This is a genomic window from Hyphomonas adhaerens MHS-3 (assembly GCF_000685235.1).
Classification (GTDB): domain Bacteria; phylum Pseudomonadota; class Alphaproteobacteria; order Caulobacterales; family Hyphomonadaceae; genus Hyphomonas; species Hyphomonas adhaerens.
In genome coordinates this window covers 89,952-106,779 of sequence record NZ_ARYH01000001.1, presented here as the reverse complement: position 1 = coordinate 106,779, position 16,828 = coordinate 89,952, and the positions used below count along the sequence as shown (strand labels likewise).

Sequence of the window (16,828 nt, the reverse complement as noted above, 5' to 3'; positions counted from 1 at the left end):
ATAGGCTAGTTCGGTATGCGCTTGGCCTCGGCCGCGAACGGGCTCAGCCCCAGCCAGGTCTGCATTCGCTCGGCAAGATCTGCATCGCCGTCGAGATGGAGCCAGCCGTTTTTCTGCTCTGCCTTGACCGTCGACAGGCCCATCCAGATGGCCGTCATTGGGCGCAGGTGCGTTGTCACATAAAGGTCGATCTCGAAGCCCGGATCGACCGAGCACAAGTCGACCTCGCCGTCCGGTTCGACGATCAGCCACCAGTATTTCTGGGAGGCCGGCAGGTCCGAATAGATGAACTGGACCACGCTGCGCGCGTTCGGCAGAGGAGAGGTGTTGAGACTGCGGCGCATGTCCCACATCAGCAGTGACGGATCGAGGTTTTCGAGTGACAGGTCGGCATCGACCCAGCGCTGCCCCCAGATGCCGAATGTCTCGATCACCGGGCGCAGGTCTCTGCCGGGCTCGGTCAGCCGGTATTCGTTTGCGCCGTCTCCGTCCCGCTGAACCTGTTCGACGATTCCGGCTGCTTCCAGTTCCTTTAGGCGGCGGGAGAGCAGGGCTGGCGACATGCGCGGTACGCCCCGGCGAAGCTCGTTGAAGCGGGTCGATCCTGCCAGCAATTCGCGCAACAGGACCATCGTCCACCGCGTACACAGAATTTCGGCTGCCATCGCGACGGGACAGAATTGCTTGTAGCTGGCGGTCATACCGGCCCTGTATGGGCGATTTCGGTCCTTTTAGATACACTTATTGAACTGGACGCTTCGATCCCGGCAGCACAGGCATGGTCCACCGGGCAGCCAGGGCTGGCTGGTTTTGATCGAAACCTGCTCATTAGGAGGAGCGTCATGTCTGCAACTTTGTTCGAACGCCTTGGGGGTGAGGCGGGGATCACCCAGCTCGCCAGCGACCTGCTGGATACCCACCTTAAGAACCCCGTGATCGCGCGCCGCTATGTCGATAGCGACATTCCGAAAGCCAAGCAGGGAGCGGCGGAGTTTTTCACCACGGGGACCGGCGGGCCGAATGTCTATACCGGCAAGGACATGGTCGGTACGCACCGCGGCATGAATATCTCGAATGACGAGTTCGTCGCCGTTCTGGACGACGTGCTCATCGCGCTCGACAAGAATGGCGTCGGCCAGCGCGAGAAGGAGGAAGTCCTGTTCGTCTTCTTCAGTATGAAAAATGAGGTCGTGGGGCAGTAGCAACCGGGCCCGTGCTTCGCCGTCGCTCAGCATGAAGGCCTAGCCCGCGCGTGCGCCGAGGGGAAAACCAGCCACCTCGTCAATGCGTCCATCCGGCTGCATGGCGACCACCGTTAAACCGGTGATCCTGCCTGACACGTCTATCCCGGAGGCATTCAGCGCGTCGCAAATCGGCCGGGCCGGGCCAACACGCTCGAACCTGCCGACCGTGATGTGCGGATTGTACGGAATATCCAGCCGCAGGAGGGGTGCGAAGAGGCCCGTGTGCAGCGCAGCCCTGAGATCCAGAAGTTCGCTGTGGCCCGCGTCAGGCACCAGAAAGGCATAGCCGGTGTCGTTCTGATGGTCCGTCCCGACCTCGGCCCTGCGGCAGGCAAACGGGAAGGGGGGTGCCGCGCCCGCGACCTCGCCCACATGAGCGAAGTAGGCTTCCTGATCGATGGAGGTGTCACCAAAGACGAGCGTGAAGTGCGGACCAACCCGGTCGGCGAACTCCCGGTCGTGTGTGACACGGACACGGTCCACCCATTCGCGGGCACCGGGCGCAAATTCCGGTAGCGCCAGGGTGAACAAGGCGCGGTTCATTGCGTGCCCTTTTGGCGATTCGGCATGGTCACGGGTCCCCCTTGTCCTGCGCCTACTTTACTATCGGTGCCTTGCGGCGTGCCAGCCCGCGCCCGTGCTTCGCCTTCGTTCAGCATGAGCGCTGCGCTTGTTCTGATCCCTGCCGGAGTGTGCTAGGCTTCTGCCCAGTGCAAGCCAATTCTGTGCGCAACCCTGTGGACTAATGTCGCGTGCGGCATGCTGCATCTTGCGTCGTTAACGCTTCTTAAGCACTATATGTGGTGTTGATTACCCTTATAACCGACTCGCTTGCCAAGGAGGCCCATCATGGCTGCCACCGATTCTTCTCTTCCCGGACTGCTCACCCCAAGCGTGGCCTACAAGCCGTTCCGTTACCCGTGGGCGTATGATTTCTGGAAGACGCAGCAACAGGTCCACTGGATGCCGGAAGAGGTGCCGCTGGGCGAGGACTGCAAGGACTGGGCGGTGAAACTCTCCGATGAAGAGCGCAATCTGCTGACGCAGATCTTCCGCTTCTTCACCCAGTCGGACGTCGAGGTCGGCGCCAACTACATGACGAACTACATGCCGCGTTTCAAACCGGTGGAAGTGTCGATGATGCTGTCGGCCTTCTCCAACATGGAGACGATCCACATCGCGGCCTATGCCTTGCTGCTCGAAACCATCGGCATGCCGGACAGCGAATTCTCGGCCTTCATGGAATATAAGGAGATGGCCGCCAAGCACGACTATCTCGGCCAGTTTGACTGTGAGTCGAACGAAGACATTGCCGTCTCCATGGCTGTGTTTGGTGCGTTCACGGAAGGCCTTCAGCTGTTCGCGTCCTTCGCGATGCTGATGAACTTCCCGCGCTTCAACAAGATGAAGGGTATGGGTCAGATCGTTTCCTGGTCGGTGCGCGATGAGTCGCTGCACTGCGAAGGCATGATCAAGCTGTTCCACACCTTCTGCGCCGAAACCAACGTCATGAACGATGAGCTGCGCGAGCGGATCCGCGAATGCTGCCGCACCGTGGTGGCGCTGGAAGACAAGTTCATCGAGCTGGCCTTCGAGATGGGCCCGGTCGAAGGCATGACGGCCGACGACATCAAGAACTATATCCGCTACATCGCGGACTGGCGCCTCGGCCAGCTGAAGCTGGAGCCGATCTATGGTGTCACCGTCCACCCGATCCCGTGGCTGACAGAGATCCTGAACGGGGTCGAGCACGCGAACTTCTTCGAACAGCGCGCCACGGAATATTCCAAAGGCGCCACGAAGGGTGACTGGCACGGCGATGAAGGTGTCTGGACCAAGTTCGACAAGCGCCCCGCCGCCAAGCCGGATAACGTCCCGGCCGAATAGGTCAGGCGCCCGGCGTCCGGAACAAGAAAGCCGCCGGCATGCTCTGCCGGCGGCTTTTTTTGTTTCTGCTGGCCGTCTTCGATCAGGCGCGCAGGCGCATGTCCGGTTCGGGCAGGTCCGGCAGTGTCTTCGACGGGCGCCCCAGCAGGTAACCCTGGCCCTTGTGGACGCCGAGTTCGCGCAGGATGCTGAGCTCCGAGTCCTTCTCGATGCCTTCGGCAACCACATGGCCGCGGGTTTCCTGCGTGAACGACACCAGTGCCCGGACGAGCGCCCGGTGGGACGCGCAGGAATCCAGGTCCCGCGTGATGCTCATGTCCAGCTTGATGATGTCAGGATGCAGCTGGAGGATATGGCGCATGGAGGCATAGCCCGCGCCAGCATCGTCCACGGCAAGGCGCGTGCCCTGCCGGCGCAGCGGGGCGAGGGCGGCCGACAGCTGGTCGTAAGAGCCGACCTGCGCATGCTCGGTCACCTCGACGACGATACGCTGCAGCGGGTATCGCGAAACCAGTTGCAGGAAATCCTCGCTGACGAGGGTGGACGGTGACGCGTTGACCGACAGGAACTGGCGCGGTTCCAGCCGCGGCATGGCGCCGAGGGCCTTTTCGATGGCGTGCAGTTCCAGTTCAGTGCGGCAGCCGACATCGCCGGCTTCTGCGAACAGGATGTCCGGTGTGCAGGCGCTGGGGCCGGAGAAACGGCTCAGGGCTTCATAGCCCACGGTCTGCATGCTTGTGATGTTGACGATCGGCTGGAAGGCGACGTCCAGCGCGTCTGAATCAAGCACGTCCCGTACGCGGCGGAGTTTGGTTTCAATGATGGACTCGGTACGGAGCTTTTCGTCCAGGTGCTCGCCCACCAGATTTGCAAAGATCCGCATCGTCGCCAGGTCGCGCTCGTTCAGCGTCTTGTTGGGCTGGTGACTGAAACCGCACATCATGCCGTAGATGCGCCCGTCCTTCAGCTGAACCGGGACACCGATATGCGAGGCGATGTTCAGGTTTTTCGTCGCGGACAGGTCTCGTGCAAGCGGGATATCCTGCGTGTCGCAGATCAATTCGGGCAAATTCCCGACGGCGACATTGTGACAGTAGGTTTTCTTGTGCGCCAGCTTATCGCCGGCACTCAGCCGGTTGTCTTCCGGGGTGTCCTGGCCTGCCGGGTCGCAGACATGGTGGTAAACCATGTGCCGGTCGCTGATTTCCGAAATGTAGGTGACATCCAGGCCGAGATGTTCGCGAACCGCGGCGAGCGCGGAATCAAAGAGATCTGACTTGCCTGCGCCCATGATATCGGAATCCTTCGATATCAACGAGCTCGTCAGATGCGAGAGACTGTTTTCCATACTGCGCAGGTAACGCGGTCTTGTTGAGATATGGGAAACAATCGGCGCCATGTTTCCGCACCTCATTAACCAAGGGGCAAGGATAAGCCGCGGCAGGCCGGTTCAGGCATTGCGTCCTGCCGCCGGACGATACGCGCCGCGAACGCATCTTCGAGAAATAAGCACGCCCGTCAGGCTGTTGTCAGCGTGCTGTGGAATACTGGCACCTGCTTGGGAGGGCAAGGCTGCGGCGGTTGGTTCGCGGCATGTTCAGCATGAGGAGGCAGAAATGCTGAAACTGAAATTCCTGGGAGCCGCGGCGATTCTGGTCGGCGCTGTCGCGATGTCCGGCCTTGCGGTTGCGCAGGGCGGTAATAGACCGGGTGGCGGTGGACAGGGCGGAAGCGGCTCGGGCGCCGGCATGGGCTCCATGGCCGGTGACATGGACCGTGACATGGACCGTGACATGGACCGTGACCGGCTGCGCGTGATGGATCCCGCTTCCGGCCGTGACAAGCTGCAGGACCGCGACCGGGACCGCGACATGATGCGCGATCCGGATCGTGACCGGCGCTATCTCGGAACGCAGGACCGCCTGCACAAATTCGACCGCGATGGCGATAGCCGTGTGAACCGCGCAGAATTCGAAGACTGGCACCGCGACATGTTCGGTCAGATGGATGCTGACGGAAACGGCCTGACGCTGGAAGAGTACCATGCCGCGCGCTTCGGCCCCGGTCCTTACAGCAATGCCAATCCGGAACGCCAGGCGCTGATGCGCCAGCAGGCGAACCTGCGCAAGACCGAGCGCTACCGGGTCATGGACGGCAATGGCGACGGCATCGTCAGCCGTGAGGAATACATGCGCTTTGGCGAGCATTCCTGGCTGGAAGCCGACACGAATGATGACGGCACGCTGAGCTGGGGCGAGCTGCAGTCCTACAATCGCGGCATGTAACAGGAAGTGAGACATGGAAAGCAGAAGAGATCTGGCAAGCCGACGCGTTCTTTCTGCCGTTGCCATCCTTGCCCTCGCAGGTCTGACCGCCTGCGCCGGCTATGGCCCGCATCGGCACTATGGTCCGCCTCCGGCGGGCGTCGTTTACATCACGGCCAAACCGCCTCCGCCGCGGACCGTTATCATCCCGCCGCGTCCGACTTCCCTGTCAGTCTGGATCAGTGGCTATTGGAGCTGGACCGGGACTGATTTTGTCTGGATCGACGGTCATTGGGACCGGTCACCCCCGCATGCAGGCGCTCTCTGGGTGCCTGACCAGTGGGTGAAATCCAATCGAGGTTGGTACCGAAAACCTGGCCGCTGGAAGTAGACCCCCATCAGCAGTCAGGACCAGTGGGAAGAGCCCGGTTTTCCCGGCCGGGCTTTTCTTGCGCCTGGATTCCGGACCCTGTCCCCGGAATCAGTGAGGGGCGCCCGTGGCCGCGGGCGCCCCTCCAACGCTATTCCGGGAGGAAATGGTCTAGCGTTGTTCGTATGATGCGGTCTCGATGGTGCCGAGACGGGCGAAGACCGGTGCCGTTTTCAGGCCCATTTCTTCGCGTTCCTTGAGGATTTTGACAGCCGCCTGGGCCATCACGGCATCGACGCAGTCGCGGTCGACCATCGGGGCGCGGCCGAACTTGCTGCCCGACGAGGTGCAGGCGCTGCGAGCCTGGGACCGGATTTCGGAGAGCATGAGCTCGGCGCCCGAATTGGATGCCAGCAGGTCGTGATCATAGGAGATTTCAACGGTGATCGGCGTGGAGGTTTCAGCCGAAGCGACAAACGGAACCACGGCGACGAGGGCGGCGGCCGTAAACATTTGTTTGATCATCAGAATTTAGTCCTTCAGAGTTTGGTGCCGTCTTCTCGACGGCTTTGAAACTCCTCCCTCAAGCATGCATCACGCGGGAAATTCGCTTCGAAACACGCCGGCCCGGACACACACTCACCGGGCAGACGTTGGCCAGCCCCGAAGCGGCCGCGTGCTGCACCGCAACAATCATCTCGCAAGCGCAGCATTACAAGAGTGTTTTCTCAGCGAACTGCATCCGGAAGCCTGTAAGAATCCTGTCCGCCTGCTGTTCAGGCAGGATTGCCCAAACCTTTGCCGCCAGTCGCCATTGGCAGTGTTTACTGCATTCACCCGCTGTCGGGCGAACCGTCAGAATTCTGTCAAAAATCTCCATCCGGACGACCCTTGCAGCAACGCAATGCTGCCTTGCGAAAAGGGGCGAAGTGCTCTGTGTCCGGATGCCTGAGGGCGGTGCTGCAGATGCCGCCGCGTCAAGTGTTCCGGCTGTGTCCGCGTTAACCTTAAATCCTTTCCGGGTCTAAGGGGATCGGCAAGACTATCCGTTTGCAGATAAAAATAAATATTCCTTCTACGGATGGTGTTCGCCGTTGCGGTCTGCTGTGCCGGATGGGCTGCCCATCGTGGGGATAGCCGGGTCGATATCCAGCATCGCGTGTTGGACAAGCGCGGTGGCGTACGCCGCGATCCGCGCGCTTTCCGGGCCGCCAGTTGTGGGGGAGCGCGCCTCTCAATCCTCCGGGGAAGGGCGGGACGCAGAGTGGCGCCATGATGATTCCCCCCGTTCGCCTTTCCACATCGCTCGGCCTTGCCTGGGCCTATGCCGGCCAGCAGGCCGCGGCGCTTGCCACAAAGCTTGGCCTCGGTCCGCTGGGGGTGCGCGCCTTCCTGCCGCGAGCGGTATGCCGGGCGGTGGATGCAGAGCTGAAGCGGCTGGAGACGATGGTGCGCCGCATCCTGTTCCTGACCGCGATGGAGACCCCTCTGCCGGAGGCGGGCCCCGCACCGCAGCGCAAGGGTGTCTGTCAGGCCGCCCCGCCCGCAGACGGGGCAGGCCCCCGGGTCTTTGGGCTGCCTGTCTTCCGCCTGACCGAGGCATCGCTGTCGCCCGCAAAGAAAGCGTCCCGCCTCGCCGCGCGGCTTGCGGCACGCGCCCGCTATGAAGGTGCCCGTTCAGACCCCGAGGCGCGGCCGGGCCCGCAGGATCTTGTGCCGGCAAAGCGGCTGATGAATCGCTTCGCCGCGCTGGAACAGGCGCTCTGCGATCCGGAGGCGCAGGTCGCCCGGTTCCGCCGCACGCTCGCCCGCATCCGGGCCGACAAATCCCTGCCGCTGCCCGTCGCGAACGAGCCGCCCGCCGCCTGTACCGGGCGGCAGAACACGCCCGTCCTGCGCGAACTGTTCTGGACACTGCACGATGCAGCCCTGTCCTGGTTGCCCATTCTCGATTCCAGCTGAACCCGTCTGAAAAGACAGGCATTTCACCGGCCGGGCCCGCCCCGTGCCGGGCAGGGGTGCTGGCCGATTTCATATTATGGTGAATTGACAGACCTCTCCCTCTGGGGCAGATGGCGACATGTCGAAACTCACTACACCTGAAGCCGTCATTGACGCCCTCGAAGCGCTTTATACCGAGGCTGTCGAGGCGCAATCCGCCGCCCTTCACACCTTCCTGCACGAAGGCACGCCGCCCGATCCGCAACTGCGCGCATCCGGCGCCTTCTGCTATCCGCAGATCCGGATCGTCTACAATCCGGAGGGGCCAGCCCCGCGCATCTCACGGTCCTTCGGCCGTATCTCGGAACCGGGCACCTATATCTCCACCTTCTCGCGGCCGGACTTTTTCCGCCCGTACCTGATGGAACAGCTGACCCCGCTGCTGAAGTATTACGAGATCGAGGTCTTCGTCGAACGCTCGCAATCGGAAATGCCTTACGCCTATGTGTGGGAGCAGGGGCAGGCCTCCGGCCTTGAGGAAATCTCCCCGGCAGAACTCGCCCGCCATTTCCCGAGCCCGGACCTGGCGGAAATCGGGGACGAGGTGGCCGATGGCGAACTGTACGAGCCTTTCACCGAACGTCCGCTCGCCCTGTTCGATGCGCTGCGCTCGGATTTCTCGCTGAAACGCCTGCAGCACTATACCGGCACGCCGGTGGAGCACTTCCAGCATTATATTCTGTTCACGAACTACCACCGCTATGTCGATGCGTTCTGCGACTGGGCGCTGGAGCAGCTGGGCAATGGCTCGCGCTACACCTCTCTTTCGGTGCCGGGCGGGCTGGAGATTTCCGAGCCGACGGCCAACTCCCGCGCCGAAATAGATGCGTCCCCCTGGCGTCGGTCGCAGATGCCGGCCTATCACCTGCGTGCCCCGAACAATGCCGGCATCACGCTGGTCAATATCGGTGTCGGCCCAGCGAATGCGAAGACGATCACCGATCACCTGGCGGTCATCCGTCCGCAATGCTGGCTGATGGTCGGCCATTGCGGCGGGCTGCGCCATTCGCAGGCCATCGGCGATTATGTTCTGGCGCACGCCTATCTGCGTGAAGATCATGTGCTGGACTCGGTCCTGCCGCCGGAGATCCCCATCCCGGCGCTGGCGGAAGTCCAGATCGCCCTTCAGGAAGCCGCCGCCCATGTCACCGGGGAATCTGGCGACGAGCTGAAGAAGCGCCTGCGGACCGGCACCGTGGTGACCACGGACGATCGCAACTGGGAACTTCGCTTTTCAGCCTCGGCCCCGCGGTTCAACAAGTCACGCGCCATCGCCATCGAGATGGAAAGCGCGACCATCGCGGCGAACGGCTACCGCCTGCGCGTGCCCTATGGCGTGCTGCTCTGCGTGTCGGACAAGCCGCTGCACGGGGAGATCAAGCTGCCCGGCGCCGCCAACCGTTTCTACGAGCGGGCCATCGGCGAGCACATCCGCATCGGCATCGAGACGCTCGAACGCCTCGCCGCCGACAAGGGCGCCAAGCTGCACAGCCGCAAGCTCCGCAGCTTCGACGAGCCGCCGTTCCGATAAAAGCTGGCCGATAAAAGCTGGCCGATAAAGCTGGCCGGCAGGGCGGGCGCCAGCGCCCGTCAGCCATGATATGAATGCCGGATGAATGGAAAACCCGGCTTCCATTCAGGCGTGGAATTGTTCACGCTCCGATTGAGCAAACATGGGGAAAGCTGATGGAAGACTGGATCGAGCAACTGGACATCAATCAATACCTGCCCGGCCTGCTGGGGTGGGCAACAAATATCCTGCTGGCGCTGTTGATCCTCATTGTCGGCCTCTGGGCTGCCGGGAGGATCGGCAAATCCGTGCGCCGGATGGGCGAGCGGCACGAGAAACTGGATGACACGCTGTTCCGGTTCCTGGGCAGTGTCGCCAAATACGTCATCATGGCCTTCGTGGCCGTTGCGGTGCTCAACCGGTTCGGGGTGGAGACGACCTCGATCGTTGCGCTGCTCGGTGCTGCCGGCCTGGCGGTCGGGCTCGCCTTGCAGGGCGCCATGTCCAACCTCGCGGCAGGCGTCATGCTGATGATCTTCCGGCCTTACAAGGTCGGGGATTTCGTCGATGCGGCCGGCAGTTTCGGCAAGGTCGAGGAAATCACGCTGTTCACCACCGTCCTGCAGACGTTCGACAACCAGCAGGTCGTGATTCCGAATGGCCAGATCTGGGGCGAGAAGATCGTCAATCACAGCCATCACCCGATCCGCGGCGTCGAGATGGCGTTCGGCGTGTCGTATGACACAGACATCGACAAGGCCAAGGAAGTCATCCGCAAGGTCTTCGCGGATCATCCACTGATCCTGGATGATCCGGAACCGGTCGTTGTGGTCAACACGCTGGGCGACAGCGCGGTCGAGTTTGCGACGCGTCCCTTCGTCAACGGCGAGGACTATTTCACGGTCCGGTTCTCCGTGCCCGAACAGGTGAAGAAGGCCCTGGATGCGGCCGGGATCGAGATCCCGTTCCCGCACCGCAAAGTCATCCTGGTCAACGAGACCTGATCCATTGACCGGAACAAAAAAAGGGGCTGGCCCGGTGACAGGCCAGCCCCTTTGTCTTTTGCGATCAGCTTAGTGCAGCTTGTTGATCTTCGTGCCTTCGATCGAGATGCCGGCCATCAGGCCTTTCTGGTCGAAGATGAAGGCGTAGGCATCTTCCTTCAGCGACGTGGTCGACAGGTTCTGCGCGACGCCCGCATTCACCAGCACAACCGTCGGGCCGACGCCAATTTCCCAGCCTTCGGATTCCCGCACATACTGCACGGCGTCGTCGTTCATCAGGAACACGGCATAGCCATATTGCTGCGCGCCGGCCTGCAGGCCCCACGAGCCGGTGAAGGTGGAGTAGTAGCCGGTGACGCCGCCGCCCTGGCGCATCTCACCTTCGCCATAGGCCCCGCCAATGCCGAGACCGGCTTTCACGATCGACGGGAAGATCAGCACGGCGCGGGCCTGCTGGCCAATGGCGCGGGCGGCATCGTTCTTGGCATAGAGTTGGTTCAGTGCCTGGCGGCTGTCAGTGTCGATCTGGGCGCGGTCAACTTCGTCAGGCAGGGTAGAGCAGGCAGTGACGGAAACTGTCCCCACTGCAAGGCAGGCAGCAGCAATCATTGAACGAATACGGGCCATTTGAGACTCCTGGGTCTGTTGAAATATCCAAACCGAAACGCCCGGCAGGCCCTTCGGTTCCCAAGCCTCAAATTGAAAGGCTTGTCATAGGGTCAGGGTAGACGAGCGCGCGGGGCCGCGCTAGCTGCCCTAACATGAAAGATCGTATCCTGCCGCTTGAAGGCGTTCGCAATTTCCGGGATTTCGGGGGCTATGCCTCCCGCCATGGGGGCCACGTGAAGCAGGGGCGGCTGTTCCGCTCCGGCCATTATGCCGAGGCCACGCATGGCGATCTGCAACAGATACGGCAGAAGCGGATTGCCGTGCAGGCAGACCTGCGCCGCCCCGACGAGCGCGAGCGCCAGCCGGGCAAATGGTCCGCCCCGATGACCATCACGCATGACGGCGGCCGCGAGCATGAGGCGCCGCACCACCAGTTTCTGACAAAAGTCGAGGCCGACGCCGAAAAGGCCGAGGCCTGGATGACGGATTATTACCGAGTCGCCCCGTTCAAGGCGCACCACAAGGAATTGTTCTCCACCTGGTTCAGCCATCTGGCGGAGCTGAAAGATGACGAGGCCGGCCTCGTGAACTGCGCCGCGGGGAAAGACCGCACGGGCATTCTCTGCGCGCTGACCCACCATGTGCTGGGCGTCGCGCAGGATGACATCCACGCCGACTATATCCTCACCAATGAGGCCGTCGACGTGGACGGGCGCCTTGGCGAGATCGCCACCATGTTCAACGCCCATATCGGCAAGAACTATGAGCCGGAAGTCTTCCGCCCCTTCATCGGCGTGCGGCTGCCTTATCTCGAAACCGCGATGGGCACGATCATCGGCGAAGTCGGCTCGCTCGACACCTACCTCACCGAAACCCTCGGCGTGACGCCAGCGCAGCAGGACACAATCCGCGAGAAACTGCTGGAAGGCTGAGGCGGAGCGGAACCGCGCTCACTCCTGCCCGTGGGCGCGGGCGATGTCGGCGGCCCAGTCAGGCGTGCCGCCGCGCATCAGGCGCTCCTGCTGCATCGTCGCCTCGTCCTTGCGGTCCATGAAGATGGAATTGTCGATCCCGCCCGGAAGGGTTTTGGGGATCACGGCGTCATGCGCCAGATACCATTCGAGGAAATTGCCATAGCCCGCCGTCCGGGCCAGCTGCTGTGTTCGGACCGCCTGGATGCGGCGCTCCTCCGGGGTCAGCATGGCGATGGCGGGCGGGCGTTCGAACGGGTCGATGGCGGGTTGCTCGGCGCACCCGGCGGCATAGCGTTCGTCCTCGTCCATGCGGCGGCAGAAGAGGGCGGCGATGGCCTGACCCACCGCCGGATCGACGCCTGCCGCGCCGGGATATGGCGTGGCCGCGATCGCATCACCACTATCCGGAGTGTCTGCTGGGCCGGGCGCGTCCATGGGCGCGAGGATGATCTCGCTTGCAGGTGGGCGATCATTTGGGGGCTTGCGGGCAGGCGCAGGAGCGGGCTTCGATACGGTCGCCGGCTTGGGGGCTGGCTTTGGCACAGGGGGCGGTGGGGAAGGACGCCCCGGCGCGGGCGCCTCTTCGGTTTTCTCTTCCTCCGCCACTGTGAGGGTGACGAGGTCCACGATCAGCGGTGGTTCGGGCAAGACCGGGTCAGGCCTCCACGGATTGGCCAGAAGCAGCCCGCCCAGCACGAGGACGTGCCCGCCAACAGACAGCGCGGCCTGCGCCGCCCGTGTCCGCAGTATTTTCAGGCAATGTGCCCGCAGGTTCTGCCATCCGCCCATCTGCAACCTGTAGCGGCAGGCGGCTGCGCGCGGGAGTTACGGTTTTGTGAGCTGGCAGCGCGGTTTCCATCTCTACCGCAGCAGCCCATTGGCCCAGCCCCTCGCAGCGGCTAAGGTCCGGCGCAATGAGCGAGACCGATTCCGATACCGAGCGCGACGACGCGACCTTCTCCATGTTCGGGGAAGACGAGGCCCCGGCAAAGCCCGGCGCCTATGAAGTGCTCGCCCGGAAATACCGGCCCCGCACCTTCGAAGACCTGATCGGCCAGGAGGCCATGGTCCGCACGCTCCGGAACGCCTTCGAGACCGGCCGTATCGCCCATGCCTTCATGCTGACCGGCGTGCGCGGCATCGGCAAGACGACCACAGCGCGTCTGCTGGCCCGGGCGCTGAACTACACGTCAGAGGATCATGACGGCCCGTCGGTGAACCTGAGGCCGCTGGGTGAGCATTGCGAGGCGATCATGGCGTCGCGCCATCCGGACGTGCTGGAGCTGGATGCCGCCAGCCGCACCGGGGTGGCTGACATGCGCGACCTGCTGGACGGGGCCCGCTACGCCCCGGTCTCGGCCAAGCATAAAGTCTACATCATCGACGAAGTGCACATGCTGTCGAACGCCAGTTTCAACGCGCTCTTGAAGACGCTGGAAGAGCCGCCGCCGCATGTGAAGTTCATCTTCGCCACGACAGAGATCCGAAAGGTGCCGGTCACGGTGCTGTCGCGTTGCCAGCGATTCGACTTGAAACGGCTGGAACCTGCGGCGCTGGCGATGCATCTGGGGCGGATCGCGAAGAACGAAGGCGCGACTGTGTCCGAAGAAGGCCTCGCCCTGATCGCGCGGGCCGCCGAAGGCTCTGTCCGCGACGGGCTGTCCATTCTCGACCAGGCCATCGTCCAGACGATGGAAGGGGAGACGGTCACCGGCGCGGCCGTGCGTGACATGCTGGGCCTGGGCGACCGGGGCCGCCTGATGGACGCGTTCGAGAAAGCCATCGCCGGTGAAGCGAAAGCCGCGCTGGAAGAAGTGCAGGACCAGGTGCGCGGCGGGGCAGACCCGGCGGTGATCCTGAAGGACCTGCTCGAAATCGCCGCCGATATTTCCATCGCGCAAGCCACCGGCGATGACTACCAGCCCGGCGGCCCGGCCGACTGGGTGGAGCGCACGCGCGCCATGGCCCAGCGCCTGACGCCGGCCGAAGCGTCCCGTACCTGGCAGATCCTGCTGTCCGGCTACAATGTGCTTCAGGTCGCGCCGGATCCGGCCACGGCCCTCAACATGGTGATCCTGCGCCTTGTTGCCTCTGCCAGTCTTCCGTCCCCGGAAGAAGCCGCCCGCATGATCGCGGAGGGCAAAGCTTCGCCGGGAAAGCCTGAAGGACAGGCTGAGGCCCCGCCAGACCCCGGCGGGCTGGACAGCTTTGAGAGTATCCTTGCCCATCTGACGGCCCTGCGGGAGATCAATCTCCAGGTCGAGATGGAGCGCTATATCAAGCCCGGCCCGGTCAGCTACGGCCACTTCACCTGCGAGCTGGAGCCGTCGGCACCGTCGGATGTGCTGGCCCGCCTGAAAGGGTTCCTGGAACGCCAGACCGGTGACGACTGGATTGTTGAGCAAATTCGCGGCGGAGCGGAAACCGTGCGCGCGGCCGAGATCCGCACAAAGGAAGAGCGCTTCGCGGCAGCGGCGGCGCATCCGATCATCGCGGCGGCCTTGAACAGCCTGCCGGGCGCCACCATTGTGGATGTTGTCGACGAGGACCGGGCAAATCCCGAAATTCCCGCCGATGCCGAAAACGTCATAGACCTGAGCACCCGCCGCCAAGCCTGAAGGACCCGATCATGAAAGACCTCGCCAAGATCATGCAGCAGGCCCAGCAGATGCAGGGCAAGATGCAGGAAGCGCAGGAGAAGATCGAGTCGACCGAGGCCGATGGCGTGTCCGGCGCGGGTCTCGTGAAGGTGCGCCTGCGCGGCAAGGGGGAACTCGTTTCCCTCAGCATCGATCCGAGCCTGATGGGCGACGAGCCGGAAATCCTGGAAGACCTGATCAAGGCCGCCCATGCCGACGCCCGCCGCCGCCTCGACGAGGCCATGGAAGCGGCCATGAAAGAAGCCACCTCCGGCTTCGGCGGCATGATGCCGGGCTTCAAGATGCCGTTTTAGTCGACACCTGTTCCTGTTCCGTATATGTTCCTCCGGAATCATGCCAGAGAGGCTGAATGGAACCGATTGTCACCATTGCCGGGCAGAGTTTTGATCTTGCCCACCTGATCCTCTTCTTCCTCGCCCTCGGGGCAGGCGTCATTGCGTGGATGCAGCTCAGCTCCGCACAGCAGAAGACCGAGCGGCTGCAGATGGAGCGCGACCACGCCACTGACGAGCGTGAAGCTGCCCGTCAGCGTGTGGTGACGCTCGAAGCAAACCTGCGTGAGGCCGAGATCGCCCTTGCCGAATCCCGGGCCCGCAGCGCAGAGGACGAGAAGAAATTTGCCGACATGGCGCAGGGCGTGCTGCGTCAGGCGAATGCGCAATTCCTGCAGCTCGCCAACGAGACATTCGAGAAGCACAAGGAAGGCGCGCAGGGCCACCTGAAAGAGCTGATGAAGCCCATTGGCGACAATTTCGATGCCTTCAAGAAACGCGTCGACGAACTTGAAAAAGTCCGCACCGCGGACAAGTCGCTTCTGTCCGAACAGGTCAAGGCGATCAGCGAAAGCCTGCACCGCAACACCGCCGAGACCGGCAAGCTGGTGAACGCGCTGACCGCGCCGAAGGGCGGCGGGCGCTGGGGCGAGATGACTCTGCGCAATGTGATGGAACAGGCCGGCCTGTCCGCTCATTGCGACTTTTCCGAACAGGTGCATGACGACACCGAGGCGGGCCGCCAGCGCCCGGATGCGATCATCCGTCTGCCGGGCGACCGCCAGATCGTGATCGATTCCAAGGTCTCGCTCGCCTCCTACATGGCGGCGGTGGAAACCGAAGACCCGGCCCAGAAACTCGCGCACCTGAAGGCCCATGCGACCAGCGTGCAGCGCCACGTCAACACGCTGGCCTCGAAGGACTACCAGTCCAATCTCGGCAACCGGTTTGACTATATTGCCATGTTCATTCCGGGGGAGAACTTCTTCGCCGCCGCGCTGCAGGAAGCGCCCGACCTGATTGAGCGCGCGATGTCCAAACAGGTGATCGTGACCACGCCGACCACCCTCATCGCCCTGGCCAAGACCGTCGCCCATCTCTGGCGCCAGCATCACCAGAACGAGAATGCCATGGCCGCCGCAGAACTCGGCGCTGAACTCTATGGCCGGATGGGCGTGATGCTGGGGCATATCGAGAAGCTCGGAAAATCCCTGAATGGATCGGTCGACCATTTCAATTCGGCCATGGGCTCCTTCGACAAGCGTGTGCTGCCGACCTTGCGCAAGTTCGAGGACATGGAGATCGCCCCGCCCAACAAGCCGTTGGCAGAGCCGAAGCAGATCGAATCCCGCACATCGACGCCCGAAACCGGCCAGCTCGACCTCGGAGAGACCCGCAAACTGCCCGCCGCGGAATAAATTGCCTGCGCAGCCTCACCCGTTGACCGGGCGGGGGCGCGCGCCTATCTGAAAAATATGGCTATTCGCGAAATTCTCACTGTCCCCGATCCGCGCCTGAAAGAGGTGTCGAAGCCCGTTGAGGGCGGCGTCACCGACGAAATCCGCGCGCTCATGGATGACATGCTGGAAACCATGTACGACGCGCCGGGCATCGGCCTGGCCGCGATCCAGATCGGCGTGCCGCTGCGCGTCATCGTGATGGACCTCGCCAAGGAAGACGAAGAGCCGGCGCCGCGCTATTTCGTGAACCCGGAAATCGTCGAAACCGTCGAAGAGACAACGCCTTATGAAGAAGGCTGCCTGTCCGTGCCGGACATTTTCGACGAGGTCGAACGGCCGGTGAAATGCCTGATCCGCTATCTGGATTATGATGGCTTCAAGGTCGAGGAATGGGCCGAGGATCTCTATGCGGTGTGTATCCAGCACGAGATGGACCATCTCGAAGGCACGCTGTTCATCGACCATCTTTCGCGTCTCAAACGCCAGCGCGCGGTCGACAAGGTGAAGAAAGCCAAACTGCGCGCGATGCGCGAAAGCGCAGCCTGATCACAAGGATCGGCGCAAGACATCCAG

The 16,828-nt window shown here is 62.8% G+C and carries 18 protein-coding genes; 12 read left to right on the top strand and 6 right to left on the bottom strand.

Going from position 1 to position 16,828, the window contains the following annotated elements; translation table 11 throughout:
• Nucleotides 1-5: 5 nt before the first annotated feature.
• Nucleotides 6-701, bottom strand: coding sequence for a winged helix-turn-helix transcriptional regulator (locus tag HAD_RS00485; protein ID WP_035568628.1), 696 nt, complete (start codon nucleotides 699-701; stop codon nucleotides 6-8).
• 141 nt (nucleotides 702-842) lie between these two features.
• Between HAD_RS00485 and HAD_RS00480 the strand changes: the two genes are divergently transcribed.
• Nucleotides 843-1,202: a group I truncated hemoglobin gene (locus HAD_RS00480; protein WP_035568626.1), complete on the top strand. Its 360-nt coding sequence runs from the start codon at nucleotides 843-845 to the stop codon at nucleotides 1,200-1,202.
• 39 nt (nucleotides 1,203-1,241) lie between these two features.
• Here HAD_RS00480 and HAD_RS00475 read toward each other — a convergent pair whose 3' ends face one another.
• Nucleotides 1,242-1,787 (bottom strand): 2'-5' RNA ligase family protein, encoded by a 546-nt coding sequence (locus HAD_RS00475; RefSeq protein ID WP_035568624.1) that lies wholly within the window; start codon nucleotides 1,785-1,787, stop codon nucleotides 1,242-1,244.
• Between the two features lie 306 nt (nucleotides 1,788-2,093).
• Between HAD_RS00475 and HAD_RS00470 the strand changes: the two genes are divergently transcribed.
• Nucleotides 2,094-3,131: a ribonucleotide-diphosphate reductase subunit beta gene (locus tag HAD_RS00470; protein ID WP_035568621.1), complete on the top strand. Its 1,038-nt coding sequence runs from the start codon at nucleotides 2,094-2,096 to the stop codon at nucleotides 3,129-3,131.
• 82 nt (nucleotides 3,132-3,213) lie between these two features.
• On the opposite strand, the gene HAD_RS00465 is transcribed toward HAD_RS00470, so the two are convergent.
• Entirely contained in the window at nucleotides 3,214-4,530 is a 1,317-nt protein-coding gene (locus tag HAD_RS00465) for a sensor domain-containing phosphodiesterase (RefSeq protein WP_162177449.1), read from the bottom strand.
• A 217-nt stretch (nucleotides 4,531-4,747) separates the two neighbouring features.
• Between HAD_RS00465 and HAD_RS00460 the strand changes: the two genes are divergently transcribed.
• Nucleotides 4,748-5,416: an EF-hand domain-containing protein gene (locus HAD_RS00460; RefSeq protein WP_035568617.1), complete on the top strand. Its 669-nt coding sequence runs from the start codon at nucleotides 4,748-4,750 to the stop codon at nucleotides 5,414-5,416.
• A gap of 13 nt (nucleotides 5,417-5,429) precedes the next feature.
• On the top strand, nucleotides 5,430-5,786 hold the full coding sequence (locus tag HAD_RS00455) for a YXWGXW repeat-containing protein (protein WP_035568616.1): 357 nt from the start codon (nucleotides 5,430-5,432) through the stop codon (nucleotides 5,784-5,786).
• Nucleotides 5,787-5,936: 150 nt separating this feature from the next.
• On the opposite strand, the gene HAD_RS00450 is transcribed toward HAD_RS00455, so the two are convergent.
• A complete protein-coding gene (locus HAD_RS00450) occupies nucleotides 5,937-6,290 on the bottom strand; it encodes a UrcA family protein (protein ID WP_035568614.1) in 354 nt (117 codons plus the stop codon).
• Between the two features lie 747 nt (nucleotides 6,291-7,037).
• On the opposite strand from HAD_RS00450, the gene HAD_RS00445 reads away from it, so the two are divergent.
• From HAD_RS00445 to HAD_RS00435, 3 genes are all read left to right on the top strand, one after another.
• A complete protein-coding gene (locus HAD_RS00445; protein WP_035568611.1) occupies nucleotides 7,038-7,727 on the top strand; it encodes a hypothetical protein in 690 nt (229 codons plus the stop codon).
• 118 nt (nucleotides 7,728-7,845) lie between these two features.
• Nucleotides 7,846-9,297, top strand: coding sequence for an AMP nucleosidase (locus HAD_RS00440; RefSeq protein ID WP_035568609.1), 1,452 nt, complete (start codon nucleotides 7,846-7,848; stop codon nucleotides 9,295-9,297).
• Between the two features lie 155 nt (nucleotides 9,298-9,452).
• Nucleotides 9,453-10,280: a mechanosensitive ion channel family protein gene (locus HAD_RS00435; RefSeq protein WP_035571331.1), complete on the top strand. Its 828-nt coding sequence runs from the start codon at nucleotides 9,453-9,455 to the stop codon at nucleotides 10,278-10,280.
• A 69-nt stretch (nucleotides 10,281-10,349) separates the two neighbouring features.
• Here HAD_RS00435 and HAD_RS00430 read toward each other — a convergent pair whose 3' ends face one another.
• Complete coding sequence (locus tag HAD_RS00430; protein WP_035568608.1) at nucleotides 10,350-10,907, bottom strand: lipid-binding SYLF domain-containing protein; 558 nt, start codon at nucleotides 10,905-10,907, stop codon at nucleotides 10,350-10,352.
• Between the two features lie 134 nt (nucleotides 10,908-11,041).
• Between HAD_RS00430 and HAD_RS00425 the strand changes: the two genes are divergently transcribed.
• Nucleotides 11,042-11,821: a tyrosine-protein phosphatase gene (locus tag HAD_RS00425; RefSeq protein ID WP_035568607.1), complete on the top strand. Its 780-nt coding sequence runs from the start codon at nucleotides 11,042-11,044 to the stop codon at nucleotides 11,819-11,821.
• 18 nt (nucleotides 11,822-11,839) lie between these two features.
• Here HAD_RS00425 and HAD_RS00420 read toward each other — a convergent pair whose 3' ends face one another.
• Nucleotides 11,840-12,652 (bottom strand): hypothetical protein, encoded by an 813-nt coding sequence (locus tag HAD_RS00420; RefSeq protein WP_035568604.1) that lies wholly within the window; start codon nucleotides 12,650-12,652, stop codon nucleotides 11,840-11,842.
• 125 nt (nucleotides 12,653-12,777) lie between these two features.
• On the opposite strand from HAD_RS00420, the gene HAD_RS00415 reads away from it, so the two are divergent.
• From HAD_RS00415 to def, 4 genes are read left to right on the top strand one after another with little or no spacing between them, the layout of a single operon-like run.
• Nucleotides 12,778-14,481, top strand: coding sequence for a DNA polymerase III subunit gamma/tau (locus HAD_RS00415; protein ID WP_035568601.1), 1,704 nt, complete (start codon nucleotides 12,778-12,780; stop codon nucleotides 14,479-14,481).
• A gap of 11 nt (nucleotides 14,482-14,492) precedes the next feature.
• Nucleotides 14,493-14,816, top strand: coding sequence for a YbaB/EbfC family nucleoid-associated protein (locus tag HAD_RS00410; protein WP_035568599.1), 324 nt, complete (start codon nucleotides 14,493-14,495; stop codon nucleotides 14,814-14,816).
• Between the two features lie 56 nt (nucleotides 14,817-14,872).
• Nucleotides 14,873-16,213 carry a DNA recombination protein RmuC gene (locus HAD_RS00405; RefSeq protein ID WP_035568598.1) on the top strand — a complete coding sequence of 447 codons (1,341 nt, stop codon included), beginning with the start codon at nucleotides 14,873-14,875 and terminating at the stop codon, nucleotides 16,211-16,213.
• A 57-nt stretch (nucleotides 16,214-16,270) separates the two neighbouring features.
• Nucleotides 16,271-16,801: a peptide deformylase gene (gene def / locus HAD_RS00400; protein WP_035568596.1), complete on the top strand. Its 531-nt coding sequence runs from the start codon at nucleotides 16,271-16,273 to the stop codon at nucleotides 16,799-16,801.
• The last annotated feature ends 27 nt before the right edge of the window (nucleotides 16,802-16,828 follow it).

Excerpts from the sequence above, each read along its gene's own strand:
- HAD_RS00485 (WP_035568628.1), bottom strand. The coding sequence starts at position 701 with ATGACCGCCAGCTACAAGCAATTCTGTCCCGTCGCGATGGCAGCCGAA.
- HAD_RS00480 (WP_035568626.1), top strand. The coding sequence starts at position 843 with ATGTCTGCAACTTTGTTCGAACGCCTTGGGGGTGAGGCGGGGATCACC.
- HAD_RS00475 (WP_035568624.1), bottom strand. The coding sequence starts at position 1,787 with ATGAACCGCGCCTTGTTCACCCTGGCGCTACCGGAATTTGCGCCCGGT.
- HAD_RS00470 (WP_035568621.1), top strand. The coding sequence starts at position 2,094 with ATGGCTGCCACCGATTCTTCTCTTCCCGGACTGCTCACCCCAAGCGTG.
- HAD_RS00465 (WP_162177449.1), bottom strand. The coding sequence starts at position 4,530 with ATGGCGCCGATTGTTTCCCATATCTCAACAAGACCGCGTTACCTGCGC.
- HAD_RS00460 (WP_035568617.1), top strand. The coding sequence starts at position 4,748 with ATGCTGAAACTGAAATTCCTGGGAGCCGCGGCGATTCTGGTCGGCGCT.
- HAD_RS00455 (WP_035568616.1), top strand. The coding sequence starts at position 5,430 with ATGGAAAGCAGAAGAGATCTGGCAAGCCGACGCGTTCTTTCTGCCGTT.
- HAD_RS00450 (WP_035568614.1), bottom strand. The coding sequence starts at position 6,290 with ATGATCAAACAAATGTTTACGGCCGCCGCCCTCGTCGCCGTGGTTCCG.
- HAD_RS00445 (WP_035568611.1), top strand. The coding sequence starts at position 7,038 with ATGATGATTCCCCCCGTTCGCCTTTCCACATCGCTCGGCCTTGCCTGG.
- HAD_RS00440 (WP_035568609.1), top strand. The coding sequence starts at position 7,846 with ATGTCGAAACTCACTACACCTGAAGCCGTCATTGACGCCCTCGAAGCG.
- HAD_RS00435 (WP_035571331.1), top strand. The coding sequence starts at position 9,453 with ATGGAAGACTGGATCGAGCAACTGGACATCAATCAATACCTGCCCGGC.
- HAD_RS00430 (WP_035568608.1), bottom strand. The coding sequence starts at position 10,907 with ATGGCCCGTATTCGTTCAATGATTGCTGCTGCCTGCCTTGCAGTGGGG.
- HAD_RS00425 (WP_035568607.1), top strand. The coding sequence starts at position 11,042 with ATGAAAGATCGTATCCTGCCGCTTGAAGGCGTTCGCAATTTCCGGGAT.
- HAD_RS00420 (WP_035568604.1), bottom strand. The coding sequence starts at position 12,652 with ATGGGCGGATGGCAGAACCTGCGGGCACATTGCCTGAAAATACTGCGG.
- HAD_RS00415 (WP_035568601.1), top strand. The coding sequence starts at position 12,778 with ATGAGCGAGACCGATTCCGATACCGAGCGCGACGACGCGACCTTCTCC.
- HAD_RS00410 (WP_035568599.1), top strand. The coding sequence starts at position 14,493 with ATGAAAGACCTCGCCAAGATCATGCAGCAGGCCCAGCAGATGCAGGGC.
- HAD_RS00405 (WP_035568598.1), top strand. The coding sequence starts at position 14,873 with ATGGAACCGATTGTCACCATTGCCGGGCAGAGTTTTGATCTTGCCCAC.
- def (WP_035568596.1), top strand. The coding sequence starts at position 16,271 with ATGGCTATTCGCGAAATTCTCACTGTCCCCGATCCGCGCCTGAAAGAG.